This window comes from Caulobacter mirabilis (assembly GCF_002749615.1).
Lineage (GTDB): Bacteria > Pseudomonadota > Alphaproteobacteria > Caulobacterales > Caulobacteraceae > Caulobacter > Caulobacter mirabilis.
This window is the reverse complement of record NZ_CP024201.1, coordinates 12,511-28,321: the sequence shown is the minus strand read 5'-3', so window position 1 is coordinate 28,321 and position 15,811 is coordinate 12,511. Positions and strand designations below refer to the sequence as shown.

Genomic DNA, 15,811 nt, shown 5'->3' with positions numbered 1-15,811 from the left:
GACACGCACCGCTGCGCGGAGCATGTCCCCGTGTCACCCGCCCAACGCTTCCAGACACCCCGCCGCGTCCAGGACCGGCCGCGCCTGCGCCTTGGCGTCCTCTGGCAGCGCGCCCCAGGCGGCCCGGAGCTCGACCAGGCATTTGACCTGGTACTTGAAGGTCCCCTGAGCATACGGTCGACCGAGCAGCTCGACCTCGAAGGTCTCGTCGCCCCGCGCCGCCGCAGCGGCGTTGGCCAGCAGGAACGGGAAATAGACCTCGCCGGCCAGGGTCAGCAGGCCGGTCGTCGCGGCGGGCAGGGGCGCCGCGGGATCGGCCCACTCGCCCTCCAGCCCCGAGGCGTCGTCCAGGATCGCCAGCCACCGCATCAGATAGGGCGCGGTCTCCCGCATGAGATCATGCGGCGTCGGATCGACCGCCAACTGCGACAGCTGGCCCATCCAGGCGAAGTCGGCGAACGACGGTCGGGACCCGAACAGGTATTGGCCATCGAGAGCGTGGGCGTCGAGCAGGGCGAAGATCCGCTCGGCCGTCGCCTCGATGATCGACGCGTTCTGCGGCGTGCAGCCGACCAGCGCCATACGGCCGACCTGGCGTTCGCGGAACATCGCCGCGGCGCCCTCGACCTTGCCGCGCCCTCGGCCATGCAGACGATCGAAGGCCAGCCATTCGCTCAGCTGCTTCTGGTCGCGCTCGCGGAACCAGCGGTAGTGGAACATCAGCTTGGTGCCCCACTCGTCGGCCATGTCCTCGAGCAGATAGGCCAGGAAGGCCATGGCCGGATCGCCAGGGATCACCGACCGCTCGCCGGGGTGGCGGCGTTCCAGCTCGAAGACCAGCGGCGTGGAGTCGTTCATCACCACGCCGTCGGGGAGTTCCAGAACCGGGATCACCGGGGCCTTCACCTTGGAAAACAGGGCTTGCGCTGTCGCCGGGTCACCCATGCTAAGCCAGACGTGAGGCAGGCGCCGATAGCGCATCAGCGCCCGCATCTTCATCGAATAGGGCGAACCAAGGCCGCCGTGCAGACGGTACATTTCCGAGCCTCCCCGCTGGTTACCGGCGGGTACTCTGCGCGGTCCACGGCCGGGACGGAAGAGAGGAAGCGATGAACGACCTGGATTTCACCGGCAAGCGCGTGCTGATCGTGGGCGGCACCAGCGGCATCGGCAACGGCGTTGCGCACGGGTTCCGCAAGCGCGGAGCCCAGGTCGCCGTCTGGGGTACTCGACCTCAGGCCGACTATCGCGCCGAGGACGGCTCGGACCTTTCCGGTCTGTCCTTCTTCCAGGTGGATGCTTCCGACAACGCCCAGGTCGAGGCCGCGCCCGCGCCGTTCGACGGGCTGGACGTCCTCGTCCTGGCCCAGGGGACGGTGCTCTACAAGAAAGGCGAGTTCCAGATGGACGGCTTCCGCAAGGTGGTCGGAGTCAACCTGGACAGCCTGATGGCCTGCGCGCTCAAGTTCCATGAGGCGCTGAAAGCGTCGGGTGGCGCCATTGTCACCATCAGCTCGACGGCGGCCTATCACGCCACGCGCGGCAATCCGGCCTACAACGCCTCCAAGGCCGGCGCGGTCGCCCTGACCAAGACGCTGGGCCAGGCCTGGGCCACGGACGGCGTCCGCGTGAACGGCGTGGCGCCGGGGCTGGTCGACACCAAGCTGACCAAGGTCACCACCGAGAACCCCGAACGCCTGGCCGGCGCCTTGCGCGGCATCCCGCTCGGGCGGCTCGGGCAGCCGGAGGACATGGCCGGCGCGGTGCTGTTCCTGGCCTCGCCGCTGGCGTCCTATGTCACCGGCCAGACCCTGATCGTGGACGGCGGCCTGACCCTCTGAAACGGCCCCTGGAAACAGCCTTGGCGAAAGGGCTTCCCCGGGGATAGGTTCCGCCCGCAAAAAACATTGCTGGGAAGAGCGCCGTTCCATGAAAAAGTCTCTGCTCGTCGCGGCCGCCGCGATCTGTTTCGCGCCGATGTCGGCGTTGGCCGTGTCGCCGCCGGCGCCGATGCCCGACGCCACGCGGCTGACGACCGATATCAAGGTCCTGTCGTCCGACGAGTTCGAGGGGCGCGGTCCCGCGACCGCGGGCGAGACCAAGACCATCGACTATCTGGTTCAGCAGCTCGAGAAGATCGGCGTCCAGCCGGGCGGCGAGACCAAGGACGGCAAGCGCCTCTACACCCAGGACGTGCCGCTGGCCCGCTTCGAGATCGTCGGCAAGCCGACCCTCAGCGTCAGCATCAACGGCAAGTCGGCGCCCTTGACCCAGGGCGAGGAAGTGGCCATCCGCGCCGCCCAGACCAATGTCGACAAGGTGACCTTCGCCAACGCCCCCGTGGTCTTCGCCGGCTATGGCATCAAGGCGCCGGAGCGGAACTGGGACGACTTCAAGGGCATGGACCTGAAGGGCAAGATCGTCCTGGTCCTGATCAACGACGCCGACTTCGAGACCGGCCAGGGCGACTTCGGCGGCAAGGCCATGACCTACTACGGCCGCTGGACCTACAAGTACGAGGAGGCCGCGCGCCAGGGCGCGCTGGGCTTCATCGTGGTCCATGAGACCGCGCCGGCCTCCTACGGCTGGGCGACGGTCAAGAACTCCAATACCAACGCGATGTTCGACATCGTCCGCAAGACGCCGTCCGAAGCGCACGCCCCGGTCGAGGGCTGGGTGCAGCGCGATGTCGCCGCCGCCTGGCTGAAGGCCGCCGGCTTCGACTACGAGACCTTGAAGAAGCAGGCCCAGACGCGCGACTTCAAGCCGGTGGCGCTGAAGGGCGTGACCCTGTCGGGCGACTACAAGGTCAAGCACGAGGTCATCGTCAGCAAGAACGTGATCGGCCTGGTCCCGGGCGCGACGCGGCCGAACGAGACCGTGCTCTACACCGCCCACTGGGACCACCTGGGCGTCGGCCTGCCGGACGCCAAGGGCGACGCGATCTACAACGGCGCCGTCGACAACGCGACCGGCACCGCCGCCCTGCTCGAGCTGGCCCGGCTGTACAAGTCCAACCCGCCGACCGACCGCTCGGTCGCCTTCCTGTGGGTGACGGCCGAGGAGAAGGGGCTGCTGGGCTCGGAGTACTACGCCAACAACCCGATCTTCCCGCTGGCCAAGACCGTGGGCGTGCTGAACACCGACGCGCTCGACCCGTCGGGCGCGGCCAAGGACTTCACCATCTCCGGCAACGCCAAGCTGGACCTGCTGGACATGCTGATCGCCGAAGGGACCAAGCGCGGCCGGGTCTATTCGCCGGATCCCGCGCCGGAGGCCGGCTACTTCTTCCGCTCGGACCACTTCCCGTTCGCCAAGCGCGGCGTGCCGGCGATCTCGTTCGGCTCGGGCGAGGACCTGATCGACGGCGGCGTCGCAGCCGGCAAGGCGGCCAGCGACAAGTATCGCGCCGACGCCTACCACCAGCCGGCCGACGAATGGTCCGACAGCTGGAAGATGGACGGCATCGTCGCCGACATCGAGCTGATCTACGGCCTGGGCCGCACCCTGGCCAACTCCGGCGCCTGGCCGGAATGGGCGGCGGGGTCCGAGTTCAAGGCCGCCCGCGACGCCACCGCGGCTCAGCGGAAATAGGCTAGCCGGCGTGTCCGCTCCTCGACCGGGGAGCGGACACGGTCGGGGGTGATCATGACCGTCAGCGTATTCGACCTGTTCAAGCCGGGCGTCGGCCCGTCGAGCTCCCACACCATGGGGCCGATGACCGCCGGGGCGCGGTTCGTCGCGCTGCTGCGCGAGGGCGGTCTGCTGCCCGCTGTGACGCGAGTGGAGGCCAAGCTCTACGCCTCGCTGGCCCTGACCGGGAAGGGCCATGCCACCGACACGGCGACCATGCTCGGCCTGATGGGGCACGAGCCGGCGACGCTGGACCCCGACGCAGGCGAAGCCGCGCTGGCGCTGTTGCGCGAGGGCGGTCGGATGGTCCTGGGCGGCGAGGGCGGACCGGAGATCGCCTTCGACGAGACCCGCGACATCGTCTGGGCCGGCCGCGAGCGGTTGCCGCAGCATCCCAACGCCCTCACCTTCACCGCCTTTGGGCGCGAGGAGGACGAGATCCTGCTGCAGCGGACCTGGTTCTCGGTCGGCGGCGGCTTCGTTCGCGACGAGGACGACATCCAGCGCAACAGCGCCGACGAGCCGGGGCCGGATGTTCCCTATCCCTTCGAAAACGCCGCCGAGCTGCTGGTCATGGCCGCCGAGGGCGGGGTCACCATCGCCGAGGCGATGATGGCCAACGAGCTGGCCCGCCGCCCCGAAGCCGAGGTGATCGCCGGCCTGGACGCCATCCACACCGCCATGGAGGCCTGTATCGACCGCGGCATGCGGATGGACGGGATCCTGCCCGGCGGGCTGAAGGTCAAGCGCCGCGCTCGCCAGGTGCACCAGGCGATCATGGCCAAGGTCGAGAAGCAGATCAGCGATCCGCTGGCGGCGATGGACTTCGTGAACCTCTGGGCCCTGGCCGTGAACGAGGAGAACGCCGGCGGCGGCCGGGTGGTGACCGCCCCGACCAACGGCGCCGCGGGCTTGGTGCCGGCGGTGCTGCGCTTCTACGACCGCTTCTACCAGGGTACGCCGCAGGGGCGCCGGACCTTCCTGCTGACCGCGGCCGCGATCGGCGCCCTGTACAAGAAGAACGCCTCGATCAGCGGGGCCGAGGTCGGCTGCCAGGGCGAGGTCGGGGTGGCCTGCTCGATGGCCGCCGCGGGCCTTTGCGCCGCGCTGGGCGGGACCAACGCCCAGATCGAGAACGCCGCCGAGATCGGCATGGAGCACAACCTGGGCCTCACCTGCGACCCGATCGGGGGCCTGGTCCAGATTCCCTGCATCGAGCGTAACGCCATGGGCGCCATCAAGGCCATCGACGCCGCCCGCCTGGCCCTGCTGGGCGACGGCGAGCACTCGGTGAGCCTGGACAAGGTCATCGCCACCATGAAGCGCACCGGCGAGGACATGAACGAGATCTACAAGGAGACCTCGCTCGGCGGCCTGGCGGTGAACATGGTGGAGTGCTGATCGGCTGATCCCCTCCCCCAAGAGAGGAGGACGGCGCCTACCCGCCCCACACCGCCTTCAGCCGGGCGTCGCGGCCGCAGCCGGTGCGGTAGATGTTGTACTTGAGGGCGTTCCGCTTGGCGTAGTCGCGGTGATAGGCCTCGGCCGGCCAGAACGGGCCCAGGTCGAGGATCGGCGTCGTCATCTTGCCGCGCTTCAGCTTCTTCGCGGCGTCGGCGCGGGACTTCTCGGCCGCGGCCCGTTCCTCCGGCGTCTTCACGAACACCGCCGTGCGATAGGATGGACCCCGGTCGCAGAACTGGCCGCTGTCGTCGGTCGGATCGACCAGCTTCCAGTATTTGTAGAGCAGGAAGGCGTAGCTGAGCTTGCTCGGGTCGTAGGTCACCCGCACGGCCTCGTAGTGGCCGGTCGTCTCGGTCAGGACGTCCTGATAGGTCGGGTTGCGCAGCTTGCCGCCGGTGTAGCCGCTCTCGACCTTCAGCACGCCGGGAACGCCGGCCATGTCATGCTCCATGCACCAGAAGCAGCCGCCGGCGAACACGGCGGTCGCGGTCGGCTTGGCGGGCGCGGCGAGAGCGGCCGTCGGGGCGATCGATGCGACCGCGACGACGACCAGCGCGAGAAGATGGCGGCGGATCATTGTGGCCTCCGGTGTGGACACCATAGATAGGAGGTCTCGCGACACCAGGGAGGAACCGTCATGAGCGCATCAGGCCAGATCCGCACCGGCTGCGGCGGCTGGACGTTCGAGCCCTGGCGCGGGGTGTTCTATCCCGACACGCTGAAGCAGAAGGACGAGCTCAACTACATGAGCCGCCGGCTGCGCAGCATCGAGATCAACGGCACCTACTATTCCAGTTTCAAGCCGGACAGCTGGCGCAAATGGCGGGACGAGACGCCGGACGGCTTCGTCTTCGCGGTGAAGGGCAGCCGGTTCACGACCAACCGTCGGGTGCTGGCCGAGGCGGGCGAGAGCATCGAGAAGTTCATGACCCAGGGCATGACCGAGCTCGGCGCCAAGCTGGGGCCGGTGTTCTGGCAGTTCGCCCCGACCAAGAAGTTCGACCCGGACGACTTCGGCGCCTTCCTGGCCCTGCTGCCCAGGACCGTCGACGGGGTGAAGATCCGCCACGCGGTCGAGGTGCGGCACGACAGCTTCTGTACGCCCGCCTTTCCGGCGCTGCTGCGCGAGCACGGCGTCGCCAACATCTACGCCAAGCACCAGACCTATCCGGAGATCGCCGACGTCACGGCCGACTTCGTCTACGCCCGGCTGCAGACCGGCTCGGACGATGTGGAGACGGCCTATGCGCCGGCGGAGCTGAAGGCCTGGGCCGATCGGCTGCAGACCTGGGCCGGGGGCGGGGACCCGGACGACCTGCCGCGGGTTGATCCTGGTCATGCGCCGGCGAAGGCCCCGCGAGACGTGTTCGCCTACATCATCCACGAGGGGAAGGTGCGCGCGCCCCATGGTGCGGAGGCGCTGCAGAAACTGGCGGATCAATAGCGGTCATCCCGGACGCCCGCAGGGCGATCCGGGACCCAGTTTCGGCATGGCGGCGCTGGGTCCCGGCTCTCCGCTTCGCTTCGGCCGGGAAGACTGGAGGTCTAGGCCGCCCGCTTCAGTTCCGGCTTCCAGGCGAAGTCGGGGTAGTAGCGCGCCATCATCCGGTCGACGTAGCTGACCAGATTGCCGAAGCCCTCGGCCCGACGGCGTAGCTCGCTGTCGAAGAAGGGGTTCACGAACTGGGCGAGGGTGGCGAAGACGATCGCGTCGACCCCGACCGGCCGCATGCCGAACAGGTAGGGCTTGTCGCCCAGCATCGACGACAGGGCCTGCAGCGAGGTCACGCCCAGCTCGATGATCTCGGCGTTCGAATGACGGCCGACGCCGACGGCCTTCAGGTTGGCCTGCACCTGTTCGAGCAGGTCATGGCAGAGGCTGTCGCGCTGGGACTCGGGCGCCCAGTCGAACCAATGGGCCGGGCCCTTGTCGAAGTTCTCGGGGATGAAGAAGCGCGCCCAGGCGCCGGTCCATCCCAGGTGATTCTCGACCATCCGCTCGATCGCCCAGGCCTGGCCGCGCTCGGCCGGAGTCAGGCCGTGGTCGAGGTCGAAGCCGTAGGTCTTCTCGAGGTGGGCGCGGATGAAGGTCGAATCGGCGACGAGGGTTCCGTGGTCGTCGATCCAAGGCAGTTGGCCCTTCGGCGACAGGTGCGGCATGCCCGGCTCCTTGAGGTAGGGCAGGCCGGCCATGCGCAGCTGGACCTCGGTCTTGGTCACATAGGGACTGACTTCCGGAAGGCCGAAGCCTTCGCCGGCGCTGTAGAGAACGATCATGGCTGTCTCTCCTCACTTAGACAGCCTATTGCTACCGCCACACTACTGACAGCATGCTGTCAGCATGAGGCTGCGAGGGTGCGATGAGACGCGCTGAGAGACTGTTCCAGATCATCCAGATCCTGCGTCGCGGACGTGCGCCGGTCACGGCGGACGCCCTGGCCCAGGAGCTGGAGACGTCGAAACGGTCGATCTACCGCGACATCGCCGCCCTCGTCGGCCAGCGCGCCCCCATCCGGGGCGAGGCGGGCGTGGGCTACATCCTGGAGGACGGCTACGACATGCCGCCGCTGATGCTTACGCCTGACGAGATCGAGGCCGCCGTGCTGGGGGCCCAGTGGGTCGCCGGCCGCGGCGACCCCGCTCTGGCTCGCGCCGCCAACGACCTGATCGCCAAGATCGCCGAGGCCGTGCCCGACAACCTGCGCCCGATGGTGCTCGAGCCCGCGGGCCGGGCGCCGCCCGCCTGGCAGAACGCGCCCGATAATATCGACATGGTCCAGGTGCGCTCGGCGATCCACGGAGGCCGCAAGATCAAGCTGGCCTACAACGACGAACAGGGCCGGCCCAGCGACCGGGTCATCTGGCCGATCACCGTCGGCTATATGGAGACCAAGCGGCTGCTGATCGGCTGGTGCGAGCTGCGCAAGGATTTCCGTAGTTTCCGCACCGATCGCGTAGCCGAGGCCTGGTTCCTGGACGATCGTTTTCCGGAGCGCCCGGGCGTTCTGCGCGCGCGCTGGCGGCGGGAGATGGACGAGCGCCACGCGGCCTGGCGACGCGGCGAGAGCTGATCCGCCCTAGGCGGCGAAGATCGCCTTCAGATCCTCGTCGCCCAGGATGCGGAAGTCGCCCGCCGGCAGGTCGTCCGGCAGGACGAGGCCGCCCATCCGGTCGCGATGCAGGGCGACGACGTGGTTGCCCATGGCCGCGAACATCCGGCGCACTTGATGGTAGCGGCCTTCGGTGAGCGTCAGGAAGGTCTCGGTCGGCGACAGTATCTCCATCGTCGCGGGCAGCAGGGGCTTGGTCTCGCCCTCCAGCATCAGGCCGCCGGCCTCGAAGGTCGCCGCCTCGTCGCCGCGCAGGGGACGGTCGAGGGTGACGCGGTAGCGCTTGGCGACATGGTGCTTGGGCGAGATGACCTTGTGCAGCAGGGCGCCATCGTCGGTCATCAGCAGCAGGCCGGAGGTCTCCTTGTCCAGTCGTCCGATGGTCGAGATCGCCGGATCCCGCGCGCGCCAACGGGTCGGCAGCAGGTCGTAGACCAGCGGCCCCGATTCCTTGTGCGAACAGGTCACGCCCAGCGGCTTGTGCAGCATCAGGCAGAAACCCGGCAGCGGATCGATCGGCTTGCGGTCGATCTGCAGGCGCTGCTGGAGGTCGGGCGTCAGGGCGATGCGCTGCTCGGCGTCGCGGACGTGTTCACCGTCGATCAGGACATGGCCGTGCCGGGCCAGGGCCTGCATCTCCTTGCGCGAGCCGTAGCCCATGTTGGCCAGCAGGCGGTCCAGTCGGATGGTGGGCGTCTTGCTCACTTCACGGCCTCGATGACCTTGAACCCGCCCGCGTCGGCTCGCGGCGTCGCGGTTCGGAAGGCGTCGGCCAGAACGGCCTCGTACGGCAGGTGGCGGTTGGCGACGAGCCACAGCACGCCGCCCTTGCGCAGGAGCGACGCCGCCTGGCGGATGAAGGCCTGTCCCAGGCTCTTGTCCTCCGCGCCGCCGTCGTGGAACGGCGGGTTCATCACGACGAAGTCCAGGCTGCCGGGCTCCAGGCCGCTCTGGCGAGCATCGGCCCAGCGGATGTCGACGCGCGGGTCGGCGACGTTGCGCCGGGCGGCCTCGACAGCGCGGCGGTCTATGTCGATCAGGGTCAGCCGTTCGACCTTCAGCGAGGCCAGGACGGCATGGGCCAGGACGCCGACGCCGGCGCCCAGATCCGCTCCAGCGCCGGCCAGGGGCGGCAGAGTCTTCAGCAGCAGAGCGCTTCCGGGGTCGACGCGATCCCAGCTGAACACGCCCGGCTGCGTCCAGAGGCCCAGCGTCGGCGACAGGCGCGGCGCGCCTTCGGCCAGAGCCTCATCGAGGCCGGTCGGTGCGTCGGGCCTGCGCGTGATGCAGATGCGGTGGTGGCGGCGACCGTCCTCGTTCACCACGCAGCCAAAGGCTTCCAGATCCTTGCGCAGCCGCGAGCCGCCCTTGTCCTTGGGCGCGGCGGCGGTCAGCCGGCCGTTCGGCGCCAGCGCGCGCAGGGCCAGGGCCAGGGCGTAGCGCCGCTCGATCGTCCCTGGAGGCGCGAGCAGGGTCATGCTGGTCATCGACCCTGGCGCGACGGCCTCGAGGTCGGCAGCGCCGGGGACGAGCGGCGAGAAACGGATCGCGCCGGCCGGCGTCTCCGCCACCTCGCGCGGCGGGGCGCCATAGACGCCGTGTTGTTCGGAAGGTTCGGTCACGGGCCCCCTATAGTCGATCCTCTCCCGGGAGGGGAGGATCACCCGATCTCGACGATCTCCAGCTCATTGCCGGCCACCGTCGCCAGATCGCCGACGCTCCTGCCGAGCACGGCCTGGGCCAGGGGCGAGACGTAGCTGACGCTGCCCCGGGCGGGATCGGCCTCGTCCTCTCCGACGATGCGCCAGGTCTGGCGGCGGCCGTCCTCGCGCTCGACCGTCACCTGGCCGCCGAAGCGGACGGCGCCGTCGGCGGAAACCGGCTCGACCAGCTGGGCGCTGCCGCGGCGAGCCGACCAGTAGCGCAGATCCCGGGTCGCCCGGGCCATGGCGGTCCGGTCGTCTTTCACGTCGCCGGTCTGGGCCGCGGCATAGGCGGCGCGCGCGGCCGCCAACTCGGCTTCGATGGCCGCCAGCCCCTCCGGCGTGACCAGGTTCGGGTGCGGCGAGATCGGCCGATCCGGCAGGTCCGCCGCGGTGGCCTCGTAGTCCTCTTCCTTGGTGAAGGCGACGCTCATCAGTCCGTACTCGTGCTTTTCCGCCAACCTAGCACCGCTCGCGCGCCAGCGAGTCTGACATCGCCGTGTCGCACGGGCTGTGCCATGGTGCGTCGGGGGCTCTTTGAACGGAGACAGGATCATGGCTTTGTTGGACCAGATCACCGGCGCCCTCGGCGGCCAGGGACAGGATGGATTGAGCGCGGTGCTCGGCTCGCTTGGCGGCGAAAGCGGCGGCCTGGGCGGCCTGATCGGCAAGGCGCAGGAACTGGGCATGGGCGATGTCGTCCAGTCCTGGATCGGCAAGGGCGACAACCTTCCGATCAGCCCGGAACAGATTCAGGCCGTGCTGGGCTCCGGCGTGGTCGGCCAATTCGCCGAGAAGCTCGGCATCGACCCAGCGACCGCCGCGACGCAGCTGTCGGCGATCCTGCCCCAGGTGATCGACCAGCTGACGCCGGACGGCCAGGCTCCGGCGGCGGGCGCGGGCGGCCTGGGCGGCGCGCTCGGCAACCTTGTCGGCGGCGGTCTCGCCGGCGGTCTGGGCGACATGCTCGGCGGCCTGCTGAAGCGCTGATCGCGGGTTGACGTCCCTAGGGTGATGCCCGTCCCTCTGGCGTCAAGACAGACGCCAGAGGAGCCGCCCGATGACCTTCCAGCCTGACGACCTGATGTTCCGCCCCGGCCTGATGAAGGGCGAGCGGATTCTGATCACCGGCGGCGGCACCGGCCTGGGCAAGGTCATGGCCGAGGCCTGCTATATGCTGGGCGCGGAGGTCTACATCTGCGGCCGGCGCGGCGGCGTGCTCGACGAGGCCGCTCAGGAGCTGATGGCGGCCCATCCCGACGCTGGGGGCAAGGTCGTCGGCATCGCCTGCGACATCCGTGTCCCCGAGGCCATCAAGGAGATGGTCGACACGATCTGGGCCGACGGCGGGGCGCTGACCGGTCTGGTCAACAACGCCGCGGGCAATTTCATCAGCCGCACCGAGGACCTGTCGCCGCGCGGCTTCGACGCCATCGCCAACATCGTCTTCCGCGGTTCGTTCTTCGTGACGTTGGAGATCGGCAAGCGCTGGATCGAGGAGAAGCGGAAGGGCTCGGTGATCTCGATCCTGACCACCTGGGTCTGGAACGGCGGCCCGTTCACCGTACCCAGCGCGATGTCCAAGGCGGGTCTGAACGTGATGACCCAGTCGCTGGCCGTCGAATGGGGCCACAAGGGCATCCGCTTCAACGCCATCGCGCCGGGCCCCTTCCCGACCGAGGGGATGAGCGCGCGCCTCAATCCCGGTCAGCAGCAGGACGCCTATTCCGACATGCGCGGCAATCCGCTGGGCCGGGTCGGCGAGATGCGCGAACTGGCCAACCTGGCCGTCTACCTTCTCCATCCGCTTTCGACCTATGTGAACGGCCAGACGATCGCCATCGACGGCGCGTCGTACAACGCCGGCGGAGGCAACTTCGCCCGCCTGGCCGAATGGGGCGACGACCAATGGCAGGCTGTCAAGGACATGATCCGGGCGACCAACGACAAGGATCGCGCCCAGCGGACGGTCTGACGGATGGCGGACGGGATCCGGGCCGGCGGCTCCGCTCTACCCTAGAGCTCCAGCGAAACCGTTCGCCCGGCGCCCCACTGGACCTTGCCGTCGGCCGAGGCCGGCAGAAGTCGGGCCTTGCCGCCGTTGGAATAGATCCCATCGCGGAACAGCTTCTGCTCCTTGGCCCGGCGGCCGACGATCTCCGGCGGCCGGCGCCAGCTCATGAACTGCTCGGCCGCGGTGGTCTTGTCGCCCCGATTGATCGAGACGGTCAGGGCGGCTCTGGCGATCGCGCCGGTATTGAAATGGAACGAGACAAGGGCGTCGAACTCGGTCTGCGAGACCTTGGCCGTGACCGCCGTGTTCACGCCGTCCTCGTAACGGACCAGATCTCGCCGGAACAGCTCGATCGCTTCCTCCAACGCCATTGCGCCGGGATAGGTCTTCGGGTCCGGCTTGCCCGCGGCGGCGGTATGGCCGACGCCGATGGTCCAGATTCCCTTGCTGTCCAGATAGCGGGTCAGGACGACGGCCTCGTGGCCGATCAGCTCCAGGGCGCCCTCGCGGGACATCTTCATCTCATTCATCGCATCCTCCAAAGCGGCTAGATGCGAAAATGGGAATATATTCCTCATCTCGCAATACCCTGGATGCAATCTATGGTTAATGGGGCGTTAACCTGCAAGCGAGATGGTCGGGCCATGCGGACCGCGGCCCTTGTCCTGATCCTTGCCGGCGCGCTGGCGACGCCGGCTTCGGCTCAGCTGCGCGGCAAGATCCAGATCGTGAAGCCTGAAGCCGCCCCGGCCGGTCTGCGGGGCGTCGCGGGCGGGGCGTCGCAGGACGCGCCTCGACCCCGCGGCGACCTGTCCGCCCTGGTCCCGGCGCCGCCGCCGGTGCGTCCGGCCTCCAGCCCGCTTCCGGCCGAGGGCGGGCAGTGCCGCAAGACCTGCGCCCGCGATTACTACTTCTGCCTCTCGGCCGAGGACGAGGCGACCTGTTCGCCGATCTGGGTGAAGTGCCAGGCCCGCTGCGGCGGCTGACCCGGCGTCACCGTTGACGCCCGCGGAAACCACGAACACCCTCTCTGAAAGGCGATACGTCACGACGCCGACAGGGAGGGTCCGCAGTGGCCGAGCGTCTGCCGAAGGCCTGCATCATCGGGGCGGGATGCAGCGGGTTCACGACCGCCAAGCGGTTGAAGGAGCACGGAATCCCGTACGACTGCTTCGACATGTCCGACGATATCGGGGGCAACTGGTACTACAAGAACCCCAACGGCCTCTCGGCCTGCTACGAGAGCCTGCACATCGACACCAGCAAATGGCGGCTGGCTTTCGAGGACTTCCCGGTTCCGGCGGACTGGCCCGACTTTCCCCACCACGCTCAGCTGCTGCAGTACTTCAAGGACTACGTCGCGCATTTCGGGCTGCGCGAGACCATCACCTTCAACACCGCCGTGAAGAGCGCCCGGCGCAAGGTCGACGGGCTGTGGGAGGTGACGCTGTCGACGGGGGAGACCCGGCTGTACGACGTGCTGTTCGTCTGCAACGGCCATCACTGGAGCCCGCGAATTCCCGAGTATCCGGGCGAGTTCGACGGGCCGGCGTTCCATAGCCACGCCTACTGCGACCCCTTCGATCCCATCGACATGCGAGGCAAGAACGTCGTGGTCGTCGGCATGGGCAACTCGGCGATGGACATCGCCAGCGAGCTGTCACAGCGGCCGATCGCCAAGACCCTCTGGGTCTCAGCGCGCCGCGGGGTCTGGGTGCTGCCCAAGTACATCAACGGCAAGCCGGCCGATAAAACCGCTATGCCGCACTGGATGCCGCGCAAGCTGGGCCTGAGTCTGGCCCGGAAGATGATCAAGCGGACGTTGGGGGCCATGGAGGACTACGGGCTTCCCAAGCCGGACCACGAGCCGCTGGAAGCCCACCCCTCGGTCAGCGGAGAATTCCTGACCCGGGCCGGCTGCGGCGACGTGAAGTTCAAGCCGGCGATCAAGGCTCTGGAGGGGCGAAAGGTCCGCTTCGCCGACGACAGCGTCGAGGATGTCGACGCTATCGTCTTCGCCACCGGCTACGACATGCGCTTCCCGTTCTTCGACGACCCGAACCTGCTGCCGGACGCCGATCATCGGCTGCCGCTCTTCAAGCGGATGATGAAGCCGGGGGCGCCGAACCTGTTCTACATGGCCCTGGCCCAGCCGCTGCCGACGCTGGTGAACTTCGCCGAGCAGCAGAGCAAGCTGGTCGCCGCCTACCTCACCGGCCGTTACATGCCGCCGCCGGACGCGGAGATGGAGCGGATCATCGCCAAGGACGAGGAGACGCATATGGCGCACTACTACAAGGCCAAGCGCCACACGATCCAGGTCGACTTCGGGGTCTACGTCCACGACCTGCTCAGGGAGATCGAGCGCGGCGGACGGCGCGCTGCGGCGGCGGGAAACCGCCTGCCCGTGCCGGCGCGTGCGGAGACGGTGAAGGCCTAGGGCGCGAACGCGCGCAGGAAGGCCGCAACGTGGAAGGCGCGATAATGGCCGCGCTCCACCGCGTCATCCATGGGCAGGGCGTAGCCGACCGCGCCCAGCGAGGTCTGCAGGAACGGGGCGTAGAACAGCCGGGCCATCAGCAGGGGATCGTTGCCGGCCGCCAGTTCGCCACGCGTCATCGCCCGCTCGAACGCCCGCGCCAGGGCGACCAGTCCGGGCGCCAGCACCTCGCGCCGGATGAAGCCGGCGATCTCCGGCCGGCGGCCGGCCTCGTCCATCGCCAGCATCAGGTAGCGGCGCGTCAGGCCGGTGGACTGAAGCTGCTCGACCCGTTCGGAGAAGCCGGCGACCATGTCCGAGATGGGCCCCGGATGCTCGTCGACCCAGCGCACCACCGCCCGTGCGGGTTCGGCCAGGTCCTCCTCCAGAAGCGCCTCGATCAGCCGGTCCTTGCTGGGGAAGTAGCGATAGACGGCCGGCTTGGTGACGCCTACCGCCGCCGCGACCTCGTCCATGCGCGCGGTCTCGAAACCTTTGCGGGCGAACAGCTCGCGCGCGGCGGCCAGAATCTCGCGCGGGCGGGCTCGGGCGCGTTCGCCACGAGTGGTTGGTCTGGTCTGCGCTGCGGTCACGGTACGCAATCTCCTGCTTCGCGTCGGCGAGCGTAGCTATATACTCACGGGTAACCAACGAGAGGAAATGCCGTGACTCCGAGCGTCGATGTCTTCTGGTCGTTCCGCAGCCCCTATTCCTACCTGGCGACGCCGCAGCTGGTCCGGCTGCGCGAGGATTTCGACCTGCAGATCGTGGTGCGGCCGGTGCTGCCGATCGCCGTGCGGATCGACGGCTTCTTCAAGCGGGTGAACCCGCTCTGGCCGCCTTACCTGGCGCGGGACATCTATCGGCTGGGCCAGATGCAGGGCGTGCCGATCCGCTGGCCTCGTCCCGATCCGATCGTCATGGACATCGCCAGCGGCGAGGTGCCGGCCGATCAGCCCTACATCCATCGCCTGACGCGCCTTGGCCAGGCGGCGGCGGAGGCGGGGCGCGGACTGGAGTACGTCGCCGAGGTTGGAGCGGTGATCTGGTCGGGCGCCGTCGACGACTGGCATCTGGGCGATCACCTCGCCAGGGCGGCCGAGCGGGCGGGCCTGGACCCGGGGGCGTTGGAGCGGGCGGCGGCGTCCGAAGCCGACCGGCTGGACGCCCAGATCGCCGCCAATCAGCAGGCGCTGGAGAGCGCGGGTCACTGGGGGGTTCCGACCATGGTCTTCGACGGGGAACCGTTCTTTGGACAGGATCGTTTGGACGTGCTGCGCTGGCGTCTCGAGCAACGCGGGGTGTCGAAGCGCCGTTCAGAAGCCATTCAGGCGCACTAGGTTGATCTGCGCCCGGGCAGCGGCGAAAACGTCGCAGAACGGCGCTATCTCGGCGCACAGGAATGAGG

The 15,811-nt window shown here is 68.7% G+C and carries 18 protein-coding genes; 10 read left to right on the top strand and 8 right to left on the bottom strand.

The window, feature by feature from the left end; genetic code table 11:
* Window positions 1-33: 33 nt before the first annotated feature.
* Entirely contained in the window at window positions 34-1,038 is a 1,005-nt protein-coding gene (locus tag CSW64_RS00155) for a glutathione S-transferase family protein (protein WP_099620185.1), read from the bottom strand.
* A 71-nt stretch (window positions 1,039-1,109) separates the two neighbouring features.
* Here CSW64_RS00155 and CSW64_RS00150 point away from each other — a divergent pair, with 71 nt between their 5' ends.
* From CSW64_RS00150 to CSW64_RS00140, 3 genes are all read left to right on the top strand, one after another.
* The gene (locus CSW64_RS00150) at window positions 1,110-1,841 is read left to right on the top strand and encodes an SDR family NAD(P)-dependent oxidoreductase (RefSeq protein ID WP_099620184.1); all 732 of its coding nucleotides are present in this window, start codon (window positions 1,110-1,112) and stop codon (window positions 1,839-1,841) included.
* Between the two features lie 88 nt (window positions 1,842-1,929).
* Window positions 1,930-3,594, top strand: coding sequence for a M28 family metallopeptidase (locus CSW64_RS00145; protein ID WP_099620183.1), 1,665 nt, complete (start codon window positions 1,930-1,932; stop codon window positions 3,592-3,594).
* 54 nt (window positions 3,595-3,648) lie between these two features.
* A complete protein-coding gene (locus CSW64_RS00140; protein WP_099624054.1) occupies window positions 3,649-5,034 on the top strand; it encodes an L-serine ammonia-lyase in 1,386 nt (461 codons plus the stop codon).
* A 37-nt stretch (window positions 5,035-5,071) separates the two neighbouring features.
* On the opposite strand, the gene msrA is transcribed toward CSW64_RS00140, so the two are convergent.
* The gene (gene msrA, locus CSW64_RS00135) at window positions 5,072-5,674 is read right to left on the bottom strand and encodes a peptide-methionine (S)-S-oxide reductase MsrA (RefSeq protein WP_099620182.1); all 603 of its coding nucleotides are present in this window, start codon (window positions 5,672-5,674) and stop codon (window positions 5,072-5,074) included.
* Window positions 5,675-5,734: 60 nt separating this feature from the next.
* Here msrA and CSW64_RS00130 point away from each other — a divergent pair, with 60 nt between their 5' ends.
* Window positions 5,735-6,541 carry a DUF72 domain-containing protein gene (locus tag CSW64_RS00130; protein WP_099620181.1) on the top strand — a complete coding sequence of 269 codons (807 nt, stop codon included), beginning with the start codon at window positions 5,735-5,737 and terminating at the stop codon, window positions 6,539-6,541.
* A 101-nt stretch (window positions 6,542-6,642) separates the two neighbouring features.
* Here the strand turns inward: CSW64_RS00130 and CSW64_RS00125 are convergent, their stop codons facing one another.
* Window positions 6,643-7,374 carry a glutathione S-transferase family protein gene (locus CSW64_RS00125; protein WP_099620180.1) on the bottom strand — a complete coding sequence of 244 codons (732 nt, stop codon included), beginning with the start codon at window positions 7,372-7,374 and terminating at the stop codon, window positions 6,643-6,645.
* Between the two features lie 83 nt (window positions 7,375-7,457).
* On the opposite strand from CSW64_RS00125, the gene CSW64_RS00120 reads away from it, so the two are divergent.
* Entirely contained in the window at window positions 7,458-8,168 is a 711-nt protein-coding gene (locus CSW64_RS00120; protein WP_099620179.1) for a helix-turn-helix transcriptional regulator, read from the top strand.
* Window positions 8,169-8,174: 6 nt separating this feature from the next.
* Here CSW64_RS00120 and CSW64_RS00115 read toward each other — a convergent pair whose 3' ends face one another.
* Genes CSW64_RS00115 through greA form a run of 3 tightly spaced genes read right to left on the bottom strand, consistent with a single transcriptional unit; the run spans window position 8,175 to window position 10,344 of the window.
* Window positions 8,175-8,912 (bottom strand): pseudouridine synthase, encoded by a 738-nt coding sequence (locus tag CSW64_RS00115; protein WP_099620178.1) that lies wholly within the window; start codon window positions 8,910-8,912, stop codon window positions 8,175-8,177.
* Window positions 8,909-9,829, bottom strand: coding sequence for a class I SAM-dependent methyltransferase (locus CSW64_RS00110; protein ID WP_099620177.1), 921 nt, complete (start codon window positions 9,827-9,829; stop codon window positions 8,909-8,911). Before CSW64_RS00110 ends, CSW64_RS00115 begins: the two co-directional genes overlap by 4 nt.
* A gap of 38 nt (window positions 9,830-9,867) precedes the next feature.
* Window positions 9,868-10,344, bottom strand: coding sequence for a transcription elongation factor GreA (gene greA / locus CSW64_RS00105; protein ID WP_099620176.1), 477 nt, complete (start codon window positions 10,342-10,344; stop codon window positions 9,868-9,870).
* 79 nt (window positions 10,345-10,423) lie between these two features.
* Between greA and CSW64_RS00100 the strand changes: the two genes are divergently transcribed.
* Together CSW64_RS00100 and CSW64_RS00095 are read left to right on the top strand one after the other, a co-directional pair.
* On the top strand, window positions 10,424-10,900 hold the full coding sequence (locus CSW64_RS00100; RefSeq protein WP_483862453.1) for a YidB family protein: 477 nt from the start codon (window positions 10,424-10,426) through the stop codon (window positions 10,898-10,900).
* Between the two features lie 70 nt (window positions 10,901-10,970).
* Complete coding sequence (locus tag CSW64_RS00095) at window positions 10,971-11,885, top strand: SDR family oxidoreductase (RefSeq protein ID WP_216361215.1); 915 nt, start codon at window positions 10,971-10,973, stop codon at window positions 11,883-11,885.
* Between the two features lie 41 nt (window positions 11,886-11,926).
* Here the strand turns inward: CSW64_RS00095 and CSW64_RS00090 are convergent, their stop codons facing one another.
* Entirely contained in the window at window positions 11,927-12,454 is a 528-nt protein-coding gene (locus CSW64_RS00090) for a lysozyme (RefSeq protein ID WP_172448406.1), read from the bottom strand.
* 114 nt (window positions 12,455-12,568) lie between these two features.
* On the opposite strand from CSW64_RS00090, the gene CSW64_RS00085 reads away from it, so the two are divergent.
* Together CSW64_RS00085 and CSW64_RS00080 are read left to right on the top strand one after the other, a co-directional pair.
* Window positions 12,569-12,910, top strand: a complete 342-nt coding sequence (locus tag CSW64_RS00085; RefSeq protein ID WP_099620173.1) for a hypothetical protein — start codon at window positions 12,569-12,571, stop codon at window positions 12,908-12,910.
* Window positions 12,911-12,996: 86 nt separating this feature from the next.
* Window positions 12,997-14,364 (top strand): flavin-containing monooxygenase, encoded by a 1,368-nt coding sequence (locus CSW64_RS00080; RefSeq protein WP_099620172.1) that lies wholly within the window; start codon window positions 12,997-12,999, stop codon window positions 14,362-14,364.
* Here CSW64_RS00080 and CSW64_RS00075 read toward each other — a convergent pair.
* Window positions 14,361-14,996: a TetR/AcrR family transcriptional regulator gene (locus tag CSW64_RS00075; protein ID WP_172448405.1), complete on the bottom strand. Its 636-nt coding sequence runs from the start codon at window positions 14,994-14,996 to the stop codon at window positions 14,361-14,363. The genes CSW64_RS00080 and CSW64_RS00075 overlap by 4 nt on opposite strands.
* Window positions 14,997-15,068: 72 nt before the next feature.
* On the opposite strand from CSW64_RS00075, the gene CSW64_RS00070 reads away from it, so the two are divergent.
* Window positions 15,069-15,743: a 2-hydroxychromene-2-carboxylate isomerase gene (locus CSW64_RS00070; protein ID WP_099620170.1), complete on the top strand. Its 675-nt coding sequence runs from the start codon at window positions 15,069-15,071 to the stop codon at window positions 15,741-15,743.
* Window positions 15,744-15,811: the final 68 nt, after the last annotated feature.

What these genes read in the sequence shown, in the direction of transcription:
- CSW64_RS00155 (WP_099620185.1), bottom strand. Translation starts at nt 1,038, where the DNA reads ATGTACCGTCTGCACGGCGGCCTTGGTTCGCCCTATTCGATGAAGATG.
- CSW64_RS00150 (WP_099620184.1), top strand. Translation starts at nt 1,110, where the DNA reads ATGAACGACCTGGATTTCACCGGCAAGCGCGTGCTGATCGTGGGCGGC.
- CSW64_RS00145 (WP_099620183.1), top strand. Translation starts at nt 1,930, where the DNA reads ATGAAAAAGTCTCTGCTCGTCGCGGCCGCCGCGATCTGTTTCGCGCCG.
- CSW64_RS00140 (WP_099624054.1), top strand. Translation starts at nt 3,649, where the DNA reads ATGACCGTCAGCGTATTCGACCTGTTCAAGCCGGGCGTCGGCCCGTCG.
- msrA (WP_099620182.1), bottom strand. Translation starts at nt 5,674, where the DNA reads ATGATCCGCCGCCATCTTCTCGCGCTGGTCGTCGTCGCGGTCGCATCG.
- CSW64_RS00130 (WP_099620181.1), top strand. Translation starts at nt 5,735, where the DNA reads ATGAGCGCATCAGGCCAGATCCGCACCGGCTGCGGCGGCTGGACGTTC.
- CSW64_RS00125 (WP_099620180.1), bottom strand. Translation starts at nt 7,374, where the DNA reads ATGATCGTTCTCTACAGCGCCGGCGAAGGCTTCGGCCTTCCGGAAGTC.
- CSW64_RS00120 (WP_099620179.1), top strand. Translation starts at nt 7,458, where the DNA reads ATGAGACGCGCTGAGAGACTGTTCCAGATCATCCAGATCCTGCGTCGC.
- greA (WP_099620176.1), bottom strand. Translation starts at nt 10,344, where the DNA reads ATGAGCGTCGCCTTCACCAAGGAAGAGGACTACGAGGCCACCGCGGCG.
- CSW64_RS00095 (WP_216361215.1), top strand. Translation starts at nt 10,971, where the DNA reads ATGACCTTCCAGCCTGACGACCTGATGTTCCGCCCCGGCCTGATGAAG.
- CSW64_RS00090 (WP_172448406.1), bottom strand. Translation starts at nt 12,454, where the DNA reads ATGAATGAGATGAAGATGTCCCGCGAGGGCGCCCTGGAGCTGATCGGC.
- CSW64_RS00085 (WP_099620173.1), top strand. Translation starts at nt 12,569, where the DNA reads ATGCGGACCGCGGCCCTTGTCCTGATCCTTGCCGGCGCGCTGGCGACG.